This is a genomic window from Limnohabitans sp. (assembly GCF_017848645.1).
In the GTDB taxonomy this organism is placed as follows: Bacteria; Pseudomonadota; Gammaproteobacteria; order Burkholderiales; family Burkholderiaceae_C; genus Limnohabitans_A.
In genome coordinates, this window is sequence record NZ_JAFEIF010000021.1 from 16,441 (window position 1) to 39,153 (window position 22,713).

The 22,713-nt window shown below is 60.3% G+C and carries 19 protein-coding genes; 2 read left to right on the top strand and 17 right to left on the bottom strand.

Features of this window, described 5'->3' with window-relative positions:
- Positions 1-149: 149 nt before the first annotated feature.
- From QZ190_RS05425 to QZ190_RS05475, 11 genes are all read right to left on the bottom strand, one after another.
- Positions 150-1,898, bottom strand: a complete 1,749-nt coding sequence (locus QZ190_RS05425; protein ID WP_291914445.1) for a restriction endonuclease subunit S — start codon at positions 1,896-1,898, stop codon at positions 150-152.
- Positions 1,895-2,872 (bottom strand): virulence protein RhuM/Fic/DOC family protein, encoded by a 978-nt coding sequence (rhuM, locus tag QZ190_RS05430; RefSeq protein ID WP_291914448.1) that lies wholly within the window; start codon positions 2,870-2,872, stop codon positions 1,895-1,897. Before rhuM ends, QZ190_RS05425 begins: the two co-directional genes overlap by 4 nt.
- A complete protein-coding gene (locus QZ190_RS05435; RefSeq protein WP_291914449.1) occupies positions 2,869-4,338 on the bottom strand; it encodes a class I SAM-dependent DNA methyltransferase in 1,470 nt (489 codons plus the stop codon). The genes rhuM and QZ190_RS05435 overlap by 4 nt, the downstream gene beginning before the upstream one ends.
- A 60-nt stretch (positions 4,339-4,398) precedes the next feature.
- Complete coding sequence (locus QZ190_RS05440; RefSeq protein ID WP_291914452.1) at positions 4,399-5,577, bottom strand: AAA family ATPase; 1,179 nt, start codon at positions 5,575-5,577, stop codon at positions 4,399-4,401.
- An 85-nt stretch (positions 5,578-5,662) separates the two neighbouring features.
- Positions 5,663-8,161, bottom strand: a complete 2,499-nt coding sequence (hsdR, locus tag QZ190_RS05445) for an EcoAI/FtnUII family type I restriction enzme subunit R (RefSeq protein ID WP_291914455.1) — start codon at positions 8,159-8,161, stop codon at positions 5,663-5,665.
- 171 nt (positions 8,162-8,332) lie between these two features.
- Positions 8,333-8,776, bottom strand: coding sequence for a cyanase (gene cynS, locus QZ190_RS05450; RefSeq protein WP_291914458.1), 444 nt, complete (start codon positions 8,774-8,776; stop codon positions 8,333-8,335).
- 48 nt (positions 8,777-8,824) lie between these two features.
- Positions 8,825-9,700: an ABC transporter ATP-binding protein gene (locus tag QZ190_RS05455; protein ID WP_291914460.1), complete on the bottom strand. Its 876-nt coding sequence runs from the start codon at positions 9,698-9,700 to the stop codon at positions 8,825-8,827.
- The gene (ntrB, locus tag QZ190_RS05460) at positions 9,690-10,556 is read right to left on the bottom strand and encodes a nitrate ABC transporter permease (protein ID WP_291914463.1); all 867 of its coding nucleotides are present in this window, start codon (positions 10,554-10,556) and stop codon (positions 9,690-9,692) included. Before ntrB ends, QZ190_RS05455 begins: the two co-directional genes overlap by 11 nt.
- Positions 10,557-10,561: 5 nt before the next feature.
- A complete protein-coding gene (locus QZ190_RS05465; protein ID WP_291914465.1) occupies positions 10,562-11,968 on the bottom strand; it encodes a CmpA/NrtA family ABC transporter substrate-binding protein in 1,407 nt (468 codons plus the stop codon).
- 200 nt (positions 11,969-12,168) lie between these two features.
- On the bottom strand, positions 12,169-12,822 hold the full coding sequence (locus QZ190_RS05470; RefSeq protein ID WP_291914468.1) for a response regulator transcription factor: 654 nt from the start codon (positions 12,820-12,822) through the stop codon (positions 12,169-12,171).
- The gene (locus QZ190_RS05475) at positions 12,819-13,991 is read right to left on the bottom strand and encodes a PAS domain S-box protein (protein WP_291914489.1); all 1,173 of its coding nucleotides are present in this window, start codon (positions 13,989-13,991) and stop codon (positions 12,819-12,821) included. Before QZ190_RS05475 ends, QZ190_RS05470 begins: the two co-directional genes overlap by 4 nt.
- A 184-nt stretch (positions 13,992-14,175) precedes the next feature.
- On the opposite strand from QZ190_RS05475, the gene QZ190_RS05480 reads away from it, so the two are divergent.
- Complete coding sequence (locus tag QZ190_RS05480; RefSeq protein WP_291914491.1) at positions 14,176-14,922, top strand: tyrosine-protein phosphatase; 747 nt, start codon at positions 14,176-14,178, stop codon at positions 14,920-14,922.
- Here the strand turns inward: QZ190_RS05480 and QZ190_RS05485 are convergent, their stop codons facing one another.
- The 5 genes from QZ190_RS05485 to QZ190_RS05505 all read right to left on the bottom strand — a co-directional run bounded on the left by QZ190_RS05485 (position 14,923) and on the right by QZ190_RS05505 (position 20,602).
- A complete protein-coding gene (locus QZ190_RS05485) occupies positions 14,923-15,969 on the bottom strand; it encodes a homocysteine S-methyltransferase family protein (RefSeq protein WP_291914470.1) in 1,047 nt (348 codons plus the stop codon).
- 36 nt (positions 15,970-16,005) lie between these two features.
- Entirely contained in the window at positions 16,006-16,962 is a 957-nt protein-coding gene (locus tag QZ190_RS05490; RefSeq protein WP_291914473.1) for a metallophosphoesterase, read from the bottom strand.
- 124 nt (positions 16,963-17,086) lie between these two features.
- Entirely contained in the window at positions 17,087-17,644 is a 558-nt protein-coding gene (locus QZ190_RS05495; protein ID WP_291914476.1) for a DUF6434 domain-containing protein, read from the bottom strand.
- 86 nt (positions 17,645-17,730) lie between these two features.
- On the bottom strand, positions 17,731-19,941 hold the full coding sequence (katG, locus tag QZ190_RS05500; protein WP_291914478.1) for a catalase/peroxidase HPI: 2,211 nt from the start codon (positions 19,939-19,941) through the stop codon (positions 17,731-17,733).
- Between the two features lie 289 nt (positions 19,942-20,230).
- The gene (locus QZ190_RS05505) at positions 20,231-20,602 is read right to left on the bottom strand and encodes a nuclear transport factor 2 family protein (RefSeq protein ID WP_291914481.1); all 372 of its coding nucleotides are present in this window, start codon (positions 20,600-20,602) and stop codon (positions 20,231-20,233) included.
- Between the two features lie 122 nt (positions 20,603-20,724).
- Here QZ190_RS05505 and QZ190_RS05510 point away from each other — a divergent pair, with 122 nt between their 5' ends.
- A complete protein-coding gene (locus QZ190_RS05510) occupies positions 20,725-21,666 on the top strand; it encodes a LysR substrate-binding domain-containing protein (protein WP_291914483.1) in 942 nt (313 codons plus the stop codon).
- 21 nt (positions 21,667-21,687) lie between these two features.
- Here QZ190_RS05510 and queC read toward each other — a convergent pair whose 3' ends face one another.
- Positions 21,688-22,407, bottom strand: coding sequence for a 7-cyano-7-deazaguanine synthase QueC (gene queC / locus QZ190_RS05515; protein WP_291914486.1), 720 nt, complete (start codon positions 22,405-22,407; stop codon positions 21,688-21,690).
- Between the last annotated feature and the right edge of the window lie 306 nt (positions 22,408-22,713).

Genomic DNA, 22,713 nt, shown 5'->3' on the forward strand with positions numbered 1-22,713 from the left:
GCGACATCGGCCGATTTGATCGGTCCCAGATGGCTCACCTGCAACCGCGGTGACTTGGATTTGCGAGCCCGTTTGGGGGTCGGTGCTTTCTTTTCAGGTTCAGCGCTCATGGTGTCTTCCTGTGAATAGGGCTCAAAGGCTTTAATACATTATCCGGCGGCCACCAGGGCGTCGGATAAATGGGTCTGGGAGGTTTGCTGGTCACGCAGCCGCTGGCGCAGATCGGCGCACAGGCCGCGAAGTTCGTTGACGCGGGTGACGATCCGAGCTTGCTCCGAAAAGGGAGGGAGTGGGAGCGGAGCAAGTCGCATATCACCCACATTCACATGCTTCGCACCGATGCCTTTATTGAGTGCGAGCAAAGTATCAATGAAGGACGGCGAGGAGATGGCAAGTTGCGCAAACTCGTTCGATATGCTCTTTGAAAACCGAAACAGCATGACCCGTTGACCCAAGCAGGCTTGTATTTCATTGGGTATCAGAACCGACTCACCTACCGAACCTTCGCGGGCGAAAACCAAGTCGCCCGGCTCTGGAACCAATCGAGCATTCCGCTCCGCAAACGTTGCATCGTCCACATAACGAAGCTTATGCGGCAGTAACTTACCTTGCTTAAAACTGTTCGTATCGAGACAGAGTTGCCCAGCGGGCACAAACTTTGGAGTTGAATGCGGGCAGTCAACAATCACCAATGAAAACTGCTCAATTCGCGCCCACTCCCACCCCTGCGGCAACGCAAACGGTTTTTCTTCATCGGTGATGGGTGGCAGGGGTTTGTCGCGCTTGATCTTGCCTTGGGCGATGAGGTGGTCTTTTTCGGTGCGGATTTTTTGCAGGAGGATGCTGGCGGGTTCGTCGTTGGGGTCTTGGGGGACGAGCAGGCCGCGGACTGCGAGTTGGAGGATGGTTTGTTCGAGGGCGTCCACGGCTTCGGGGCGGTCGAGCAGCAGGTCGAAGTGGGTGGCGATGCGTTGCCAGTTGTCGGCCAGTGCCTCGGGCGTTTCGCTTTGGGTGAGCGTGCCCAGCAGGGTGCCTACGAGTTGGGCGTGTTGCTGCGCTTCGAGCTGGCCGCTGACTTCGAGGGCGTCACATAGTTGCATCAGTTCTTCGACGCGGGTGACTATGCGGGATTGCTCGGCCAGTGGTGGTAACGGAATATCAAGCCCGAGGAGTGATGTCCCCTTGAGGTTATTGATTCCAATGCCTGCTGAGGCTGCCGAAACAGTATCCCGATACAGCGGGCTTGAAAGGTAAATTGCGAGAAAGTCCATTTCAGATAACGGACGAATTACCCCGCAAAAAGCGCCAAACGTGCAAGCTACATCTGAGGTGAAAGGTGCCGCCTTACCTACAAGCTTTTTGCTGCCACTAGCCAAGCACACAAGGTAGTCACCTTTGCGTAAGCACTGGTCATCCGAGACCAAATGCCTTGGAACATATACAAGACCATCGAGGTTGATAGTTGCTTGAATATTATTGGCTCGCAGCAGTGGGAGGTGTTCTTCGACAAATGTTTCGCGTGCATCAGTTTTTTGATAAGTCACACCACGAATCACGTTGAATATTTCGCGACCTTTGCACCATGACCAATTTGTAGGCAACTCAAAGGGCTTTTCTTCATCAGTAATTTCGGCGAACGGCTTGTCCCGCTTGATCTTGCCTTCTGCAATCAGTCGGTCTTTCTCAACCCTGATTTTCTCGAGCAGTTCACTCGCCGGTTCATCGTTCGGGTCTTGCGGCACCAACTTGCCTTGCACGGCCAACGTCAAGATGAGTTCGCGCAGGCGGGCCACGCCGCCGGGGGCTTGGGCAATCCAGTCGAAATGCCGCACCAGTGGGGGCTGCAAATTCACCAGGTATTTGGCGCTGGGCTCTTGCGCCGTCAGCTCTGCGCTCATGGCTGGCCTCCTCGCGCCAGCATGTGCATGACCAAGCGAATCAGCACTTCCTTTTGTGCGGGATCGGATTCAGCCACCAACAAAGCCAGAGCGGCCAAACCGGTGTCGTTGATGACCGGGTGGCCTTGCACATTGAGCAGTCGGCCGTTGCGGTGCAAAAAGTCCACAAACAAAAAAGCGCCGCTGCGTTTGTTGCCGTCGGCAAAGGGGTGGTTCTTGATGACAAAGTAGAGCAAGTGCGCGGCCTTAGCCTCCACGCTGGGGTAGGCGGGTTCGCCAAACACGCTTTGGTCGAGGTTGCCCAGCAAGGCGGGCAGGCCTTCGCCGCGTTCGCGAGCGAAGAGGTCGGTGGCCTCGCCGCGCTGCATCAGGTCGGCCTTGAGGCGTGCCAGTGCCAGTCTGGCCTCGTCCACGCTGGGCAGAGTGCCGCCAGGTTGGCTGGGCGGGTCGGTCAGCAGGCCTTCGTCATAGCGCTGCAGCCACAAAAAGGTGTGTGCGTAGCGGGTGATGATGTCCACCAGGCCACGCCCGGTGTCGGCGTTGAGTTCAGCCGTTTGGGCGGCCTTGTGTACCAATTCCAATGCGGCTTCAAGCTCAGCGGCATTGGTTTGCAGGCGTTGTTGGTTGAGGGTATAGCCCCTGGTCAGGTGTTCGCGCAGTAGACGGGTAGCCCATTGGCGAAAACGGGTGCCTTGCACCGAATTGACGCGGTAACCCACGGACAAAATCGCGTCTAGGTTGAAGTATTCCACCTGGTAGGTTTTGCCGTCGGCGGCAGTTGTTGCATTTTTTGCAACAACTGCCGAACGCTCAAGTTCCCCATCGTTGAATACGTTACGCAGGTGCCGCGAAACAACAGACTTGTCTCGCCCAAACAAATCGGCAATCTGTTGCAGGCTGAGCCAGACCGTATCCCCATCCAAGCGCACATCAACAGCACCGCCCTCACTTTGGTAAATGGCGATCTGGTTCATATCTTGCCCCCCAAGCTTTGTCCCAAGATGGCCTTGAGTTGGTCGCGCAGGCTTTGCGCCTCGGTTTGCAAGCGGGCGTAGTCGGCCAGCAATTGCTCGGGGTCGTGGTTCACCACTTCGGCGGCGTGGGGGTTCTTTTGGTCAAGGTTGTAGTTGGCGGCTTTGATTTGCTCAATGCTCACTTTCCATGCGCGTTCGTTTTCCACGCGGGCGGCAAAGCCGTCGGCCTCGGTGGCCCACCAGGCTTTTTCGGCCTCGAACTCTTCGATGCGGATGGGCTTGGTTTTGTTGTAGTTCTTCACGCCCGCTGGGTAGGGGTGTTCGTAGTACCAAACGTGTTCGGTGGGCTTGCCCTTGGTGAAGAACAGCAGGTTGGTTTTGATGCCGGTGTAGGGTGCAAACACGCCGTTGGGCAGGCGCACGATGGTGTGCAGGTTGCATTCGGCCAGCAGTTGCTCTTTGATGCGGGTCTTCACACCTTCGCCAAACAGTGTGCCGTCGGGCAGCACCAGTGCGGCGCGGCCGTTGGTTTTGAGGATGTGTTTGATGAGCACCAAAAACAGGTCTGCCGTTTCTTTGGTGCGCACATCGGCCGGAAAGCCTTGTTCGATGCCCGGCTCTTCGATGCCGCCAAAGGGCGGGTTGGTCAAGATCACGTCCACCCGGTCGGCTGGGGTGTAGTCGCGCAGTGGGCGGCTCAGGGTGTTGTCGTGGCGGACCAAGCTGGGCACTTCGATGCCGTGCAGCATGAGGTTGGTCACGCACAGCATGTGCGGCATTTGCTTCTTCTCAACGCCCAAGATGCTGTTTTGCAGCGTGGCTTCTTCTTCGGTGTTGTGCACTTGCTTGCGCAGGTGTTCGATGGCGCAGACCAAAAAGCCGCCCGTGCCGGTGGCCGGGTCCATCACGCGTTCACCCAGCTGGGGGTTGACCATGTCCACCATGAACTGCGTGACGGCGCGGGGCGTGTAGAACTCGCCCGCGTTGCCCGCGCTTTGCAGGTCTTTGAGGATTTTTTCGTAGAGGTCGTTGAACTGGTGGCGCTCGGCTTGGCGGTTGAAGTCGATCGCGTTGAGTTTGTTGATGACCTGGCGCAGCAGCTGGCCACTTTTCATGTAGTTGTAGGCGTCTTCAAACACGCCGCGCACCACATAGCCACGGGGGTTGCGCTGTGCGTCACCGCTCAGGCTTTTGAGGGTGGCAAAGAGCTGGTTGTTCACAAAGTCCAGCAGGGCATCACCGGTGATGCCTTCGGCGTCCGTGGCCCAGTTGCGCCATCGCATGGCTTCGGGGATGGGGCTTTTGTAGTCGTCGCGGGTCAGCTCCAGTTCTTCTTCGAGTGCGTCGAACACTTTGAGGAACAAGAGCCAAGTGAGCTGCGAGATGCGCTGCGCGTCGCCATCCACGCCAGAGTCTTGGCGCATGATGTCTTGGATGGATTTGATGACGGATGAGAGGTTAGACATGCGTTTTGGTGTGGGATGAACCCAAGTTGTTCTGTATCGAGATTTCGCAATTCAGCAGCGTTACTCGTCTAGCCAATCGAGCTGCAAACTCTTGGGCGGCCATGTGCCTGCAGCCATGCGTTGTGCATACCAGCGGGCCATGGTGGCGTCTTCTACGGTGTATTCGCTGCGGGCCGATTTCCAGATCAGGCTGGGCTGGTGGGCGCGCAAGCTTTCCAGTGCTTTTTGGGCTTTGGCCACGGTGACTTTGTCGCCGGTTTTGTCTTTGTAAAAAGTCAGGGCTTCGGCGTCATAGGGCCTGAAACGGGTGCCGAGTTCGAGCATGCGCCAGAGCACGGCTTGCTCCAGAGGCTTGAGGGCTGCGTAGTCGCGCGCCATTTGGTCTTCGTCGTCTTGCAGTTGCTGTTGGGCTTTGGCGAGCATCGCTTGCTCAAACCGCCCTGTGTCGGTAGCCAAGGGGCTGAGCACTTGGCCCAAAGCTTCCATGAAGAACTGTGGGCGCTGACCAAAATGCTGAAATGCTTCGGCCAAGACGGCTTCGTTGACCGGCGCCAGTTCTGGCCGTTGGCGCACGATGAGCTCAGCGATGTGCGTGATGAATTCGGCGCCCAACTCCGGCAGGCGTTGAATTTGCGAGCCGTAAAACGGTGCCGAATTGGTGTTGACCAGCCTCAACAACTTGTCACGATCTGAACCCGACATGACCAACATGAGTTGAGCCTGACCCGGGCGATTGAGCTGGTCACGCGCCGACTTGAGCGCGGCCATGGCGGTTTCACCGGCCACGCTGGTCAGGGCATGCTGGGCTTCGTCGATGATCAAAGCCACCGGATTTTTAGCGGTCTCGACCAATGCCCTGAGCGCATCTGCCAATGTGGTGCCATCGACTTTGCCGATTTTGGAGACGTCAATTTTGATGCCCGCCACGTTGATGCTGTCCAGCCCCGCTGATCGGGCGGTTTTGGCGACCACGCCCAATTGCTTGAGCAGGGCTCGGCCCACGGCTTCTGCAATCAAGGCACCCGGGTCACGGTTCTGGTCTGCCCACAGGTCCACATAGACGCCCACCACTTGGCGACGGGCCAGCTCGGGCATCAGGTCGGCTTGTAAAAAGGTGGATTTGCCTGTGCGCCGAGGTGCTGCCAAAAACAGCCCATTGGGGGCATCGCTGAAAGGCGTTTTGCCTTGCAAGGCGTCGGCCAAGCCTTTAGCCAACGAGGTGCGTGCGTGGTAGAGCATGGAATTATCTTTTAATATCTGAGTTTAGATATTTTATCGGATGACAGATATTTCAAGATAGTTCGACTTGTGAGCATGTGCTTACTCATTGATTAGATGAATAGAGTTCACGCTCCAGCGTTTGTAGTGCGCCCAAAAATTGGGGTCGCCCGCCAAAGCTTTTGACCAACTCGCTGGCCGAGCCCATTTGGGTGAAGGGCTGGACCCGGAAAACGTCGTTGCTTTCGATGGTGGCGATGCCTTCGTCGGCGTATTTATCGATGAGTGCATCGATCACCTTGCGGGCCACGGGGCCGTATTGGGTGAAGGCGTTGCGCTTTTTGACGCGGTTGGCCCGCTCGCGGCGGGTCAGGGCTGGCTGGTTGTAGGCCACATGCAGCAGCAGGTCGAACGGGTCGAGGTCGGTCAATCCGGTGCGGGCCACTTCTTCGGTCAGCGCATCGATCAGCACGCCTTGGCTTTCAAGTGCTTCCACCAAGGCGGCTTTGCGGTCGGCGTCGTTCCAAGCTTGCAAGAACTTGTCGAGCGAGTCGTATTGCTTGGTGAGGTTGATGCGGGTGTAGTCGCGCAGGCTTTCGGTGATCAGCTTGCCGTCGGCGCTGAGGTATTGCACGCGCTCACGCGCCACCGCCACGGTGACCATGCCGCCAAGGACGTATTTCTTGGGTTCGGCATCAGCGCCTGTGCCGGGCGCGGTGTAGCCACCGGGTGATGCACCAAAGGGGTCATCGGGCTGAGGCGCCGCCAAAGGACCATTAGCGCCCACCGCGCCTGGCATTTCGTCTGGCGGGCTGACAGGTTCATCGCCTTTGGGCTGGTAGATCTGCACGGGTTCACCGTCAAACTTCGGGTCGGCAAAGAGTTCGGTGGCGCGTTTGAAGTCGAGGATGGTGAACCAGGTTTTGCCCAAGTCTTCGCGCAGGCGGGTGCCCCGGCCAATGATCTGCTTGAACAGGGCCATGGACTTGATGTTTTGGTCTAGCACGATGAGCTTGCAGGTTTGCGCGTCCACCCCGGTGCTCATGAGCTTGGAGGTGGTGGCGATCACCGGGTAGGGCTTTTCCGGGTCGATGAAGTTGTCGAGCTGGCCTTTGCCTTCGGCGTTGTCGCCCGTGATTTGCACCACGTAGTGGGGTTGGTCTTTGCAAATGTCGGCATTGGCATTGGCCAGTGCTTGGCGCATGCGGGCGGCGTGGTCAATGTCTTCGCAAAACACGATGGTCTTGGCCATGCGGTCCGTGGCCTTGAGGTATTCGGTGATCTTGGCGGCCACCACTTGGTCGCGCTGCTCCAGAACCAGTTTGCGGTTCATGTCGGTGGCGTTGTAGATGCGGTCTTCGATCAGGTGGCCGTGTTTGTCGGTCATACCCTGTGTGGGCCGCCAGCCAAAGGTGTCTTTGTCCAGGTCCACCCGCACGACTTTGTAGGGCGACAAAAAGCCGTCTTCGATGCCTTGCTTGAGGCTGTAGGTGTAGACCGGCTCGCCAAAGTATTCGGTGTTGGAGGTGTCTTGGGTTTCTTTGGGCGTGGCGGTCAGGCCCACTTGGGTGGCGCTGCCAAAGTAGGTGAGGATGTCGCGCCAAGCGGAGTCTTCGTTGGCGCTGCCCCGGTGGCACTCGTCCACCACGATCAAGTCGAAGAAGTCGGGGCTGAACTGTTTGTAGATGTTGCGCTCTTCTTCGGTGCCCGACACGGCTTGGTAGAGCGAGAGGTAAATCTCGTAGCTCTTGTCCACCAGCTTGGTGGTTTTGCTGATAGCAAGGTCGACTTCTTCGACCGTGACCTGGCCTTGTGCGTTGACCGTCTCGATGCCTTTGGCGTTGGGGCTGAGCTTGGCCATCGCGCCTTTGAATGGCCGAAAGTCGTTGACCATGGTTTGGTCAATCAGGATGTTGCGGTCGGCCAGAAACAGGATGCGCTTGGGTTTGGTGCTGGTGGGGTCGTTGCGCCAGGTGGATTTCCACAAGCGGTGGATGATCTGGAAAGCGGTGTAGGTTTTGCCGGTGCCTGTGGCCATGACGAGCAAGACGCGTTTTTGCCCGCCCGCAATGACTTCGACCGTGCGGTTGATGGCGGTGAACTGGTAGTAACGCGGCGGTTTGCCTGGGTAGTAGTCGTGTTCGGTCACGCTGCGCACTTGGGGCGTCCAGCCCTTCCAGGTGCAATAGCGGCTCCACAATTCTTGCGGCGAGGGGAATTCGTCAAGGCTGAGGTTTTTCTCCAGCACACCATCGGCCATCGTGGCGTCGCGGAACACAAAGCCGTCACCGTTGCTGGAGAAGCTGAAGGGCACGTCCAGCAGTTGGGCGTAGTCGATCGCCTGGGGCATGCCTGCACCCATCGATTTTGTGTTGGCCTTGGCCTCGACCACCGCCAAGGGAATGTTGGGCTTGAAGAACAGCGCGTAGTCGGCCCTCACGGCAGTTGAGTCCATTCGTTTGCCCACTTTGCCTCTCACACTGATGCGCCCAGCACGTAGAGGGAACTCATGGAATATCTGCAATCGTTCCCACCCGGCCTGCTCAATGGCGGGCGTGATGAAACGGGCGCGGATGTCGCTCTCGGTGAGTTGTTTCTTGTCCAAGCTGGGGCTCGTGTTGGGGAGTTGGTGGCTTTTATGGCGAAAAGCTATTTTTAATCAATTTGTGGGCGTTTTGGCCCTGCCTATTCAATTGCCAGGTCGAAAGAAGCAAAAAAGCCGTGGTGAAACGGGTTCACCACGGCTTTTGTTGGCGCCCTTGGCGGGCACGCCCGATCAGTACTGCTTGTACGGCAAGAACTTGCCCGACAACACCACGTTCACGCGGTCGCCCTTGGGGTCGGGCTGGCGCACGATGTCCATGCTGAAGTCGATGGCGCTCATGATGCCGTCGCCAAACTCTTCGTGGATGAGTTCCTTGATGGTGGTACCGTAGACGCTCACGATTTCGTACCAGCGGTAGATCAGCGGGTCGGTGGGCACTTGGCTGGGCAGTGAGCCTTTGTAGGGCACGACTTGCAGCCACTTGATCTCGTCGGCGCTCAAGCCAAAGATCTTGCCAATGATTTTGGCTTGCTTGGCGTCAAAGGTCATTTGGCCCAGGCACCCGGCGGTGACCCATTCTTTGGACAGGCCGACTTTCTCGGCGACGTCGCTCCACTTGATGCCTTTGGCCACTTTGGTAGAGATGATTTTTTCGGTGACTTCTAAACGGTTCATGAAAGACCTCTTGAGGGGAGTTGAAGACAAATTTGGAAAAAGAAAGAATCAATGGGCTTTGGCGCGGGACACCAAAAAGTCGACGATGTGGTTGCGCATGTCGTAATAGCCCGGCAGGTGGTGCAACTGAGCACGGGTGCGTTCGCGCGGCAGCGGGTTGACCACCACTTCGGCCAAGCCGCCGGGCACATAACTGCCACCCGACTCGTTGCCGTTGCTCATGAGCAGGATGCGGTCAGACAGCAAGATGGCTTCGTCCACGTCGTGCGTGATCATGAACACCGTCTGCTGCGTCTGGCGCACGATGGTCATCAGCTCGTCTTGGATGGTGCCGCGCGTCAGCGCATCGAGTGCACCAAAGGGCTCGTCGAGCAGCAGCATCTTGGGCTGGATCGAAAAGGCACGTGCAATGCCCACACGCTGCTTCATGCCGCCTGAGAGCTGGCTGGGTTTTTTGTCGATGGCGTGCAGCAAGCCGACCATGCCCACATGCTTTTCCACATGCAGATTGACCTGCGAGGTTTTCCATTCGGGCCACTTGGACCGTACAGCAAACGCGATGTTTTGCCGCACCGTGAGCCAAGGCATGAGGGCATGGCTTTGGAACACCACACCACGCTCCAAGCTCGGGCCTGCGATCTCGCGGCCGTCCATGAAGGCATGGCCTTCCGTGGCGGTGTCCAAGCCCGCGAGCACGTTCAAGATGGTGGTCTTGCCGCAGCCCGAGTGACCGATGATGCAGACGAACTCGCCTTTGTCGATGTTGAAAGACACGTCGGAAAACACCGGCTTGTCGCTTTGGTAGGCCTTGCCCAGTTTTTCTATTTTGAGGAAAGCGTTCATGGCTTGGGCCTTGGGTTGCGGGGCAAAAATTTCCTTGGGCAAAGGCGCGATCAGCTCGCGGTCGCTGGTGTCACTCCACATAGGTCACCGCCTTTTGCACTTGGGCAAACGCCAGGTCGAGCAACATGCCGACCACACCGATCACCAGCACCGCAAAAATCACATTCACCAAGGACAGGTTGTTCCACTCGTTCCACACAAAGTAGCCCACGCCCGTGCCGCCCACCAGCATCTCGGCGGCCACGATCACCAGCCAGGCGATGCCCATGCTGATGCGCATGCCGGTCACGATGGTGGGCGCCGCAGCAGGCAAAATGACCAAGAAGGCTTTGCGCAGCGGTTGCACTTCCAGCGTGCTGGCCACGTTGAGCCATTCGCGTTTGACCGCGGCCACACCAAAGGCGGTGTTGATGAGCATGGGCCAGACCGAGCAGATGAAGATGACGAAGATGCCACTAACTTCGGAGTCCTTGAGGGTGTACAGCGCCAGTGGCATCCAAGCCAGCGGGCTGATGGGTTTGAGCACCTGGATGAAAGGGTCAAACGCTTTGCGCATGAGCGGCGACATGCCGATCATGAAACCCACCGGCAGCGCCACCAACACCGCCAGGAAAAAGCCCAGCGCCACCCGACCCAGCGAATGCCCCAGCTGGATGCCGATGCCTTTGTCGTTGGGGCCTTTGTCGTAGAACGGGTCGGCCAGGTGCCCCAGCATGGCTTTGCCCACTTCCAGGGGCGGCGGAAAACCGGTGCTTTTGACAGCGCCGGGGTCCTTGCCCATCATCTTTTGGTACTCGATCTCTTCGGCCGTCATGCCCGCTTTGGACGCGCCCGCCACCGAAGGCGCAGTGGCCGAGAGCTGCCACGCCCCCAGAAAAACCAGAAACATGAGCAGCGAGACCATGGCCGCGCGCAAATTGAGGTGCGTGGTTTTCATGTGCCTTAGCCCATCTTGTTGATCGCAAAGCTCTTGATGTAGTCCTCGGGCTTGGCCGGGTCAAACTCTTTGCCCATGATCTTGTACTTCGGGTAAGGCGTGGTGGCGGCAAAGTCGTGGCCCAGCTCTTTCATGTGCTTGCGGGCATCGGTGATCAAGAACACCTTCTCGGCGATTTGCTTGTAATTCACATCGCCCTTCACATAACCCCAGCGCTTCATTTGCGTGAGCATCCACACCGCCATGCTCTGCCAAGGCATGGGATCAAAGTCGGCGCGGTCGGGCACGTTTTGCACCTTGCCCAGGCCGTCGGCAAACTTGCCCGTGAGCACTTGGGCGATCACGGCTTCGGGTTGGTTCAGGTACTGCGCAGGCGAGATCACTTTGGCAATCAACTCGCGGTTGCCCGGCTGGCGTGCCATTGCCGCGGCCGTGAGCACAGCGCGGTAAAGCGCCGCAAAGGTGTTGGGGTTCTTCTGGATGAATTCGGTGCTGGTGCCAAAGGCGCAGCAGGGGTGGCCGTTCCACAAGTCTTTGGTCAGCAGGTGGATGAAGCCGACTTCGTCGAACACCGCACGCTGGTTGAAGGGATCGGGTCCAAGGAAGCCATCGATGTTGCCCGAGCGCAGGTTGGCCACCATCTCGGGTGGTGGCACCACGCGAATTTGCACATCGGTGTCGGGGTTGATGCCGTTTTCGGCCAGGTAGTAACGCAGCAGGAAGTTGTGCATCGAGTAATCGAAGGGCACGGCAAACTTGAAGCCCTTCCAGTTTTTCGGGTCGCGGTTGTTCTTGTGTTTCATGGCCAGCGTGATGGCCTGGCCGTTGATGTTCTGGATGGTCGCCACGTTCATGGGCGTGGCGTTCGCACCCAGCCCCATGCTGATGGCCAGGGGCATGGGCGAGAGGAAGTGCGTGGCGTCGTATTCCTTGTTGATCATCTTGTCGCGGATCAAGGCCCAGCCTGCGGTCTTGGTCACTTCCACGTTCAAGCCCTGCTTTTGGTAGAAACCCAGCGGCTCGGCCATGATGAGCGGCGTGGCGCAGGTGATCGGGATGAAGCCGATCTTCAGGTTGGTTTTTTCCAAGGGGCCTTTGCTTTGCGCCAAGGCCTGCAAGCTGGCCACAGGCAACACGCTGGCAATGGCGGCCATGGCGGTCTTTTTGCCCACGGCGCGCAAAAACATGCGCCGCTCTTCGTCGTGCGGGAACAGCGATTTGACAAGCGTGGCCTCGATGAATTCCTGGCTGTAAGCCTCGAACTCGGCGGTCTCGGAGCGGGCACGCAACTGCAGCGCTGCCGCATCGGCTGCCGCTTCGGCATGGTGGTCGGCAGGTGAGTGGTCGCGGCCGCAGCTGCACTTGAGCATCAGGGGCCGGTCAGCGTTGTACGGGTCAAAAAATTCGGACATGGCAGCCTCACTTCGGTTGTGGATGCTCAGGTCTATGCAAGCTGTGGGCCAGAAAAGGCCTAAGCCGTTGCACCCAGCGCGAAGTGCTTCATTTCGCGAGGCGCTTGTCGACGCGGTGTAGGGCTGGCCCTACAAAGAGGTGGCTGAAATGGCTTTTTTGCAGGCGCGGTCTTTGAACGCGATGCGCCAAGGCATGCGCTTCAATGGCCCGAACCCAGGCTTTGCGCGTACAAAGCCAGCTCCACATCGTTCTTGGTGCCGGTCTTTTCCAGGATGCGTGCACGGTAAGTGCTCACGGTATTGGGCGCCAGGCTCAGCTGCGCACCAATTTCGCTCACGCTGTGGCCTTGGGTCAACAAAAGATAGACCTGATGCTCGCGGTGCGAGAGCTGTTCGATCCCGCTTTTGGTGCGGCCCTGGCCCACCAAGCTGGCCAGCGCCTCGGCTGTGGTGGGCGAGACGTGCATGCCACCTGCAGCCACGCGGCGCAGCGCAGCCATCAAGGCGTCGGTGTCGGTGCTTTTGTTCAGATAACCCGAAGCGCCCAGCTGAATGCAGCGCACCGCGTACTGCTTTTCCGGGTAGGTGCTGAGCATGAGCACAGGCAGGCCGGGCCAGTCGCGACGCAGGTTTTGCAACACGTCCAGTCCGTCCATGCCGGGCATGGCGATGTCCAGCAGCACCACGTCCAGCCCTTGCGGACCTTGCAGGGCCTGCACCGCGTCCAGCACGCCGGGGCCCGTGTCGGCTTCGGCCACCACCTGCAGACCCGGGTCGTCGGCCAGCACCATCTTCAGGCCTTCGCGCACGATCTTGTGGTCGTCGCCCAGCAGCGCGCGCACGGGGGCATTCATAGCGCGGCCTCCCAGCTTGGCAAGGGCATGGACAGCCGCATGCGGGTGCCCCGACCGAGTTGGCTGTCCACGTCGATCACGCCGCCAAAATGCCGTGCCCGCTCGCGCATGCCCATGATGCCGTAGGCCTGCGCCGATTCAAAAACCTGCGCCTCGGCCCCGCAACCATCGTCTTCCACCGACAGGTGCAGCCAGCCCTGGCGCTCCACAATGTCCACGTCCACCGTGCGGGCGCGGGCGTGGCGCCCCACATTGCTGAGCATTTCCTGAAAGATGCGGAACACCGCCATGGCCATCGGTTCGGGCAAGACGCGTTGCACGTTCACGTCCATGCACCACTTGAGTTCTTGCTCGGCCGACTGCACAAACTCCTGCGCCTGCCACGCCAGGGCGTCCCACAAGCCCTGGTGGTCCAGGATGCTGGGGCGCAGATCGGTGATGATGCGGCCCACATTGACCACCGCGTTCTCGATCAAGCGGCTCATGTTCTGACACTTGCCACGCATCTTCTCGCGCATGGCTTGTGCCTCAACGGCGGCGCGCTGCTCCTGCTCGGACAAGCGCTTGTCCAGCCAGCCCACATCCATCTTGAGCGCCACCAGCAAGCTGCCCAATTCGTCATGCACCTCGCGGGCGATGCGGGTTCGCTCTTCTTCACGCACTGCCTCGGACCAAGCGGCCAGCTCACGCAGTTGCTGCAAGGCGGTTTCGAGCGCCTGGGTGCGCTCGGCCACGCGTTGCTCCAGCTCATTTTTGGCCTGATACAAAGCGTCCTGGGCCTGCTTGCGCTCGGTGATGTCCACAAAGGTGACCACCGCGCCGCGCACCTGGCCTTGGTCAAACACCGGGTAGCTCGAATACTCCACCGGGAAGCTGCTGCCATCTGCGCGCCAGAACACCTCGCTGTCGATGCGGCAAGGCTGGCCTTGGCGAAAGGCGTTGTAGATCGGACAGTCGTCCAACGGGTAGTGCGTGCCATCCCCGTGCGAGTGGTGGGTGAGCACATGCATGTTCTGGCCCAGCACCTGCTCGGGTTCCATGCCGATCATGCGGGCCCCGGCCGGGTTGATGAAGACGCACAGGCCGTCCAGATCGACCCCGAAAACCCCCTCGCCCGTGGAAGCCAACATCAGGCCCAAGGGGTCGCGCCAGGCTTCGGCCACGCCCATGACGCCGTTGATCGTCGTTTGTGAAGGTGTGTGCGCAAAGTTCATGCGCTTCACATGCAAGCCTTGTGCCATGCGAGCGGCCGCTTCACCTTGAGACTAGGTGACTTTGTCGCCTGGGGCAACCCCCGCATGCGGGCCTGGACGCGACAATAGGGTCAGAAATGATGTTTTGACTGCTGATTGGATGGCCATGACCCCGGTACCCACTGCGCTGCTGCAAGGCGCTTCGAACTTTCGCGATGTAGGCGGCTACCGCAACGCCGACGGCCGCCGCGTGCGGCGCGGCCAGGTGTTCCGCTCCGACCATCTGGCGGGATTGACGGACGAAGACCGGGTGCGCCTGCAATCGCTGGGCATAGCCCACAGCCTGGACTTTCGCGGGGCAGCCGAGTGCGCGGCCACGCCCTACGCGCTTGCGGGCGTGCAGCGCGTGGCGCTCACCATCGAGCCCACCGTGATCGCCCGACTGCAGGCCCTGGTGGCGCAAGGCGTGGTGCCCACCACCGAGGAAACCGTGGACCTGATGCGCGAGACCTACCGCGATTTCGTGAACCACAACGCCGCCACCTTTGGCCGGTTTTTGAAGCACCTGCTGGAGCAGCCCACACCGCAGGTATTTCATTGCACCGCAGGCAAGGACCGCACGGGTTTTGCCGCGGCGCTGTTGCTATCAGCCCTGGGCGTGGACCGCCCCACCATCGAGCGTGACTACCTGCTCACCAACCAGCTCTACAAGCGCGACGCCCGCATGGAGGGCCAGGGCCACCCGCATGTGATGAAAGTGCTGTGGCAAGTGCAGCCCGAGTTTTTACATGCCGCCTTTGAGGTCGTGGATGCACAGCATGGCGGCATGCGCGACTACCTGCACGGGGCCATTGGCCTGAGCCCGCAGGAGTTGGCGGAGCTCAATCGGATGCTGCTGGAAGCCTGATCAGGCCGCTTCTTTGTAGAAGAAGCCCCCATGCACATTGCGCGGGGCCAGCGGAGCCACGGCGCGGCCGATCGCGCCGATGTGGTCGGGCGTGGTGCCGCAGCAGCCACCCACGATGTTGACCAAGCCTTCGGCCGCGAACTCGTGCAGCAAACGGCTGGTGACTTCGGGCGTTTCGTCAAAGCCGGTGTCGCTCATGGGGTTGGGCAGGCCGGCGTTGGGGTAGCAACTGATGAAGGTGTCACCCGCCACCTTGTTCAATTCTTGAATGTAGGGGCGCATCAGCGTCGCGCCCAGGGCGCAGTTCAGGCCAATGGCCAAGGGCTGCGCATGGCGCACGCTGTGCCAAAACGCGGTCACGGTCTGGCCGCTCAGGATGCGGCCCGAGGCGTCGGTCACGGTGCCGCTGATGATGAGGGGCAAGCGCTCGCCGCTGGCCTCGAAAAATTCTTCAATCGCAAACAGCGCGGCCTTGGCGTTGAGCGTGTCGAAAATCGTCTCGACCAGCAGCACGTCCGAGCCGCCTTCGACCAGGGCTTCGACCTGCTCGTAATACGCTGCGCGCAACTCTTCAAAGTTCACGTTGCGCGCGCCTGCGTCGTTCACGTCGGGGCTGATGCTGGCGGTCTTGGGCGTGGGGCCCAAGGCGCCCACCACAAAGCGGGGCTTGTCGGGGGTGGAAAACTTGTCGCAGGCAGCACGGGCTAATTTGGCAGACTGCAGGTTCATCTCGCGGGCCAGGTGCTGCATGTCGTAGTCGGCCTGGGCAATGGTCGTGGCACCAAAGGTGTTGGTCTCGATCAGGTCGACCCCGGCGGCCAAGTAGCCTTCGTGGATGTCGCTGATCACGTCGGGACGCGTCAGGCTCAGCAGCTCGTTGTTGCCCTTGACGTCTTTGGGGAAGTCCTTGAAGCGCTCGCCCCGGTAGTCGGCCTCGGACAGTTTGAAGCGCTGGATCATGGTGCCCATGGCCCCGTCGAGGATGGCAATGCGTGTGTTCAGGATCTCGGGCAGGGCTTGGGCGCGGGTGTAAGCAAGGGTTTTCATATCCGTATTGTAAAAGTCAGCCACCGTTACATGGGGTCAAGGGGCTGGCGTCACCATTTCAAATGCAAAGGCCGCCCCTTGCACCGTCACCTTGACCGCACGCACATCCGATGCGCCAGGCACGATCAAGCGGGTCACGTTGGTCAAGGGCTTTTTGTCCAACTGAAAGGGCTGGTCGATTTTGAACTGGTGGCTGTCGCCGTGCACCACCAACACCGGCTTGCCCCAGCGACGGGCCAAAGGCAACAAGGTGTCGGCCATGCTTTTGCGAAAACCCGACCAAGGGGGAAAGTCTTCCCACGCGGACCTGGTTTCGAACACATCGGCCTGAAAGGCCAACACCAGCGCACTGGCCTGCCGCTGGTGCGCCTGCTCAAAAGTGGCCTCTATCCAGGCGACATTGGCCGCATCGCGCTCAAAGAACTCCTGCACGGCGGCGGGATCGCGGGTTTCAAAGTTGTTGTTACTGCCCACCATGTGGAGCGTGGCAAACAGCGTGCCTTGGTGCATCCAACGTTGGTTTTCAACGTAGCGCCCATGGGTGGGCATCACATCGGACTGGTTTTGCAATGCCAAGGGCTGCTGGCCCAATGAGCGCCCCGGTGTGTAAAAGCGTTGGCGCAAAGCCGCAAGGCGCTCCAATGGATCGTATGGGCCATTGTTGGCCCGATGGCAATCGGTCCACTCGTTGTCACCAGGGGTGTACACCACCGCGCCTTTGAAGCGCTGAAAATGCGCGAGCTGATGGGCAAACTCCTCGTCGCTGCACAAGGTTGAGCCCGACTTGAAGTCCCCCACATGGATAGAGAAGTCTGAATTCAGGGTGTTGATGCGATCAATCAAGGTGCGGTAAGGGCCATAGGCCTTGTCGGGCGAACCGTAAGGCAAGTCTCCCAAGGCCACAAATGAAAACCCCTGCTGGGCCTGCGCCGGTGCCACAGAAAGAACCTGCACCAGTGCCCAAGCCGTGCACAGCCATAAACGCTTCAACATGATTTTTCTCGCTTGGGCAGTGTCAACTGGCATTCGCATGAACATCCCTCCCCCACGAAGCGCATGGCGCTGCAGGTGTTCAGGATCTCGGGCAAGGCCTGAGCTCGGGTGCAGGTCAGGGGCATCATTGGGCGTCGGCTGAAAAAACAAGGGCTTGCGGTGTCTGGCGTTTGGCTTGCCAGGCTTGCAGGGCCTGAGCACGCGTGGCACCCGGGTGCTGCGCAAAATAGTCGCGGATGTGCTGGTTGAACTGGAATTGTCGTTGAATCGGGGCCGCGCCCTGCGTGCAGCTGTCCCGGTACACCACCAAAGCCTGCGCCAGCGTGCGGCCTTCAGGGTTTTTGAACAGATCACGCAGCGCCTGGTTGAAGCGAAAAGCGGGGCTGGTGTGCGCCACAAAAAAACCGCGCAATGCCGCGTTCAGCCGCCAGCCAGGACCGATCACGGTTTGCGGTGTGAGGCTGCCGGGCATGGCGTCATGGACAGCCGTGGCAGCGGGCGCACGCCAGGCGGGCAAGGGCTGCCCCGACAAACCGGCCCGCACGCGCGCCGTCAGGTCTTGCTTGCTGCCGCCCGTGGGCCAGTTTTGGGCGCTGCAAAAGTCTTGCAGTTCTTTTTTAAGCCAGTACCAGGCGCTGAACTCTTCAGGGCGCAAGTCCGGCGTGAGCAGGGGTCGGTTCATGGGTGAAATTTTAAGGACGAGCGATACAAGCCCTTCAGCACCAAGCCCCCGAAACCGGGGAGTTTCGGGGGCTGAGCAGGCGCCGATCACACCAAGTCAAAACGGTCCAGGTTCATGACCTTGTTCCAGACAGCCACGAAGTCCTTGACGAACTTGCCTTGGTTGTCGTCTTGGGCATACACCTCGCACAAAGCGCGCAGCTGCGAATTGGAACCGAACACCAGGTCGACGCGGGTGCCGGTCCATTGGATGGCACCGGTCTTGCGGCAACGGGCTTGAAACTCCGACTCGGCTGGCGATGTGGGCATCCAGGCGACGCCCATGTCGGTGATGTTGACGAAGAAGTCGTTGCTCAGCTGGCCCACGCGATCGGTGAACACGCCGTGCTTGGAGCCCCCGGTGTTGGCCCCCAGGACGCGCAACCCACCCACCAACACCGTCATCTCAGGCGCGCTCAGGGTCAGCAACTGGGCTTTGTCAACCAGCATCTCTTCGGCCGACACAGTGAAGGCCTTCTTTTGGTAGTTGCGGAAACCATCGGCTTGCGGCTCCAGCACGTCAAAAGACTCGGCGTCGGTTTGCTCGGCGCTGGCGTCGGTGCGGCCGGGCGTGAAAGGCACTGTCACGTCAAAGCCAGCGGCCTGGGCAGCCGACTCAACAGCGGCGCAGCCCCCCAGCACGATCAGGTCGGCCAGAGAGACTTGCTTGCCACCTTTGGCGTTGAAGGCCGCTTGCACGCCTTCGAGGGCCGCCAAGACCTTGGCCAGTTGGGCAGGTTGGTTGGCTTCCCAGTCTTTCTGGGGGGCCAAACGCACGCGGGCACCGTTGGCACCGCCGCGCTTGTCCGAGCCGCGGAAGGTGCTGGCCGAAGCCCAGGCTGTGCCCACCAATTCGCTCACGCTCAAGCCGCTGGCCAGGATGCTGGCCTTGAGGGCAGCGATGTCGGCAGCGTCAATGGGCGCGCCTTTGGCGGCGGGCACGGGGTCTTGCCAGATCAGATCTTCGGCAGGCACTTCTGGGCCCAGGTAGTTGACCTTGGGGCCCATGTCGCGGTGGGTCAGCTTGAACCAGGCGCGGGCATAGGCGTCGGCAAATTCCTCGGGGTGGTTCAGGAAGTGACGCGAGACTTTTTCGTAGTCCGGGTCCATGCGCATGGCCAAGTCGGCTGTGGTCATCATGGGCGGGTGCTTCTTGCTTGGGTCGTGTGCGTCAGCGACCATGTCCTCGGGTGCCACGTTTTTCGCACGCCACTGGATGGCACCTGCGGCAGTGGTCATTTGCTCCCACTCGTACTTGAACAGCACTTTCAGGTAGCCCATGTCCCAAGTGGTGGGGTTGGGTTTCCAGGCGCCATCGAAGCCGCTGGTGGTGGTGTCGGCACCCTTGCCCGTGCCGTGCTGGTTGATCCAGCCAAAGCCCATTTCGTGCATGGGCGCGCCTTCAGGCTCTGGGCCGACCAGGGCCGCGTCGCCCGCGCCGTGCATCTTGCCGAAGGTGTGACCGCCGGCCACCAAGGCCACGGTTTCGTAGTCGTTCATGGCCATGCGGGCGAAGGTCTCGCGCACATCGTGTGCCGACAGCTTGGGATCAGGGTTGCCGTCCGGGCCTTGTGGGTTGACGTAGATCAAGCCCATCTGCACAGCTGCCAAGGGGTTGGCCAGCTCACGCTTGCCGCTGTAGCGGCTGTTTTCCTTGTCGCTGGTGGCCAGCCACTCTTTTTCTGCGCCCCAGAAAATGTCTTCTTCGGGTGCCCAGATGTCGGGGCGACCGCCGCCGAAGCCAAAGGTCTTGAAGCCCATGGTTTCCATGGCCACGTTGCCGCACAGGATGAACAGGTCAGCCCAGGAAATCTTGTTGCCGTATTTCTTTTTGATGGGCCACAGCAGGCGGCGGCCTTTGTCCAGGTTGCCGTTGTCAGGCCAGCTGTTGACGGGGGCAAAACGCTGGTTGCCGGTGCTGGCACCGCCACGGCCGTCGGCCGTGCGGTAGGTGCCCGCCGCGTGCCAAGCCAAGCGGATGAACAAACCACCGTAGTGACCCCAGTCGGCGGGCCACCAGTCTTGGCTGTCGGTCATCAGATCGGCCAGGTCTTTTTTGAGCGCGGCGAAGTCGAGCTTGGCAAACTCTTTGCGGTAGTCGTAGTCGGCGTCCATGGGGTTGGACACTGGCTGGTGCTGGTGCAAGATGGCCAGATTCAACTGATTGGGCCACCAATCGGCATTGGAGCGGGCGCCTTGCTTGGCGCGTGCGCCGGCGGCGGCATGGAACGGGCATTGGGATGTGGCGGGTGCGGTCATGTCGTACTCCTGGTTGGAAAATCCATTCAATCAGAAGAAGCATCCGCGTGTTTGTGAAGGTCATTGCACCCTTCAAGGGGTCCTATGCCTGCGGCATCACTGTGCATGTGCTCATTCTGAAAGATGAGCATTCAGTTTAAGAACCCGCGGGCCATTTGGCCAATCGATTGAATCAATGTTGTCGATAGTCAAATGCACGGCATCAGCGCAGGACAAACGCTTGAAATGCGGGTACAGCGACTCGGTGCCTAGCTCGCATTGCCCTGCCACGCGCGCGGATCCACGGACCTCAGACCGCACTGCCCACCCGGTAAAAGTGCTTGGCATAAATCATCCAGCGGCCTTCGTGCAGCATCAGGTTCAGGTGGTCTTCCATGATGTGGTCAAACAAACGCAGCCGTACTTTGACCAGCGCCATGGTGGGCGACAGCACATCGAGCAGCAGGATCTGCTCGTCACGCGGGCAAGCGCCCGAAGCAGGCGATAGACGGCCTTGCACCATCTCGCGGTACAGGGCAAAAGGGCGCACCACCAACTGACCGTCTTGCTGCGAATACAGCACGCAGTCTTTGTGAAACACCCGGTCAAACAGGGCCATGTCCTGGGTTTGCAGGACTTCAAAATACTCGGCCAAAAAGGCGCGCAGGTCGTCGATGAGCATGGGGGGTTCCTTGTTAAACTTTGAAAGCCTTGTGGCACAGCGGCCGCAAGGCTTGCCAGTCTAGGCAGCGCAGGCTGCCGCTGACCTCCATCTTTTTCGAGCATTGAGCGAATTCCATTGACATGACCGGCCGCGCCCCGCCCCTGCCTGCTTTGCGCGCCTTTGCCGCCTGGGTGCGGCTGGGCTCGGTGAATGCCGCTGCCGAAGAACTCCAGCTGACGCCTGGCGCCGTCAGCCACCAGATCCGGGCACTCGAAGAATTTTTGAGCGTGCCCCTGATCGAGCGCAACGGCCGCCGCTGGGCACTGACCGACACGGGCCGGATTTACGGCTACCAGGTGCGCCAAGCCCTGCAAGACATCGTGGACGTGACCGAACGTGTGCGCAGCCAGCGGCCCGCTCAGGACCACACCCAGGACCTTCGTGTGGCGGTGCTGCCCTCGTTTGCCAACGGCTGGTTGTTGCCCAGACTGGCCGACTTCACCCGCTGGCACCCGCAGGTACGGCTGCAACTGCACGGCTCGATGGACTATGTGGACCTCAGCGAAGGACAAGTGGACTGCGCAATCCGCTTTGGCCATGGCCGCTGGCCCGAAGCCGAAGTGCGCCCCCTGATGGGCGACAGCTTGCTGCTGCTGGCCGCGCCCTCTTTGCTGGGGCCCGAGCCCCCGCAAACCCTGCAACAGCTGCTGCAACTGCCTTTGCTGCACGCCAGTGAAAACTGGGCCACCTGGCTGGCCGATGTGCCCGAAGCCCACAGCGGCGTGCAGCGGCCCGCCAGCCACATGAGCTTCACCGACTCCACCCATCTGCTCGAAGCCACCCGCTTGGGGATGGGCCTGGCCCTCAGCCGCCGCTCGATTGCCGATCAGCTGCTGCAACGGCGCGAACTGGTGCAGGCCCATGCCCACGAATGCCCGCATGCGTCGGCCTATTACCTGCTGCTACCCCAAGTCAGCGGAAAGCACCCGACCCGAGATGCCTTTGCCGACTGGCTGCAAGGCGCTTGTGCGCGCTTTGCCCAGCGCCATGCGCTGCCCACAGGCGTGCTGAACGGCGGCTGAGCCGCTTGCGTTTCAAAAGCCTCAAGCTTGGCGGTAACGCGCAAAACCCGAAGCCCGCAGCTGACACGCCGGGCACCGGCAGCAGCCATAGCCCCAGTCGTGGCGATGCGTGCGCTCGCCCAGGTAACAGGTGTGGCTGTGCTCCACGATCAAGTCCACCAGCGCCTGCCCACCGCCCTGGGGCTGGGCCTTTTGACCCAGGTCGTGCGCCAATTGCCAGGTTTGGGCTTTGTCGATCCACATGAGCGGCGTCTCGATCAGCAGTTTGCGGTCCATGCCCAGCGACAGGGCCACCTGCATGGCCTTCATGGTGTCGTCGCGGCAGTCGGGGTAGCCCGAAAAATCGGTCTCGCACACGCCCGTGACGATGACCTGCAAGCCCCGGCGGTAAGCCAGCGCCGCCGCCAAGGTGAGAAACAGCAGGTTACGCCCGGGCACAAAGGTATTGGGCAGGCCCGAGCTTTCCATCTCGATGGCGGTGTCGCGGGTCAATGAGGTTTCGCTGATCTGGCCGAGGATGCCAGCGTCCAGCAAATGGTCTTCGCCCATCTTGGGGGCCCATTGCGGGAACTTTGCCTTGATGGCGGACAGCACGTTCAGGCGGGCGTCCAGCTCGACTTTGTGGCGCTGGCCGTAGTCAAAAGCCAGGGTTTCAACACGGTCGTAACGGCTCAAGGCGTGGGCCAGGCAGGTGGTGGAGTCCTGACCACCGGAAAACAGGACAAGGGCGGAGGTGTGCATGGGCTGGGATGGTAACGCTTGGGTCTCTGGGGAGGCTGTCAGCGTTGGGGCGTGTCAAGAGAGTGGCGCGTTTGAAGTGTGCGCTTGGAAAGCAGCGGTTGAGGGGCGCGTTTGGAAGGGGCCGGCGGCGGGCTCCTCATGAGGCGGGGGTACGCCAAAATCGTCGCCCGCCGCCGGCCCCTTCCAAACGCTGGTGGTGGTCGTCAGTTTTGCTGGCCGTGAATGCACGCCATGCTGGTGACAAACGCTTTTTTGCAGGCATCAAACGCTAACCGTGAGCGTACTGGCCGCGCAGCCCATGGTCTC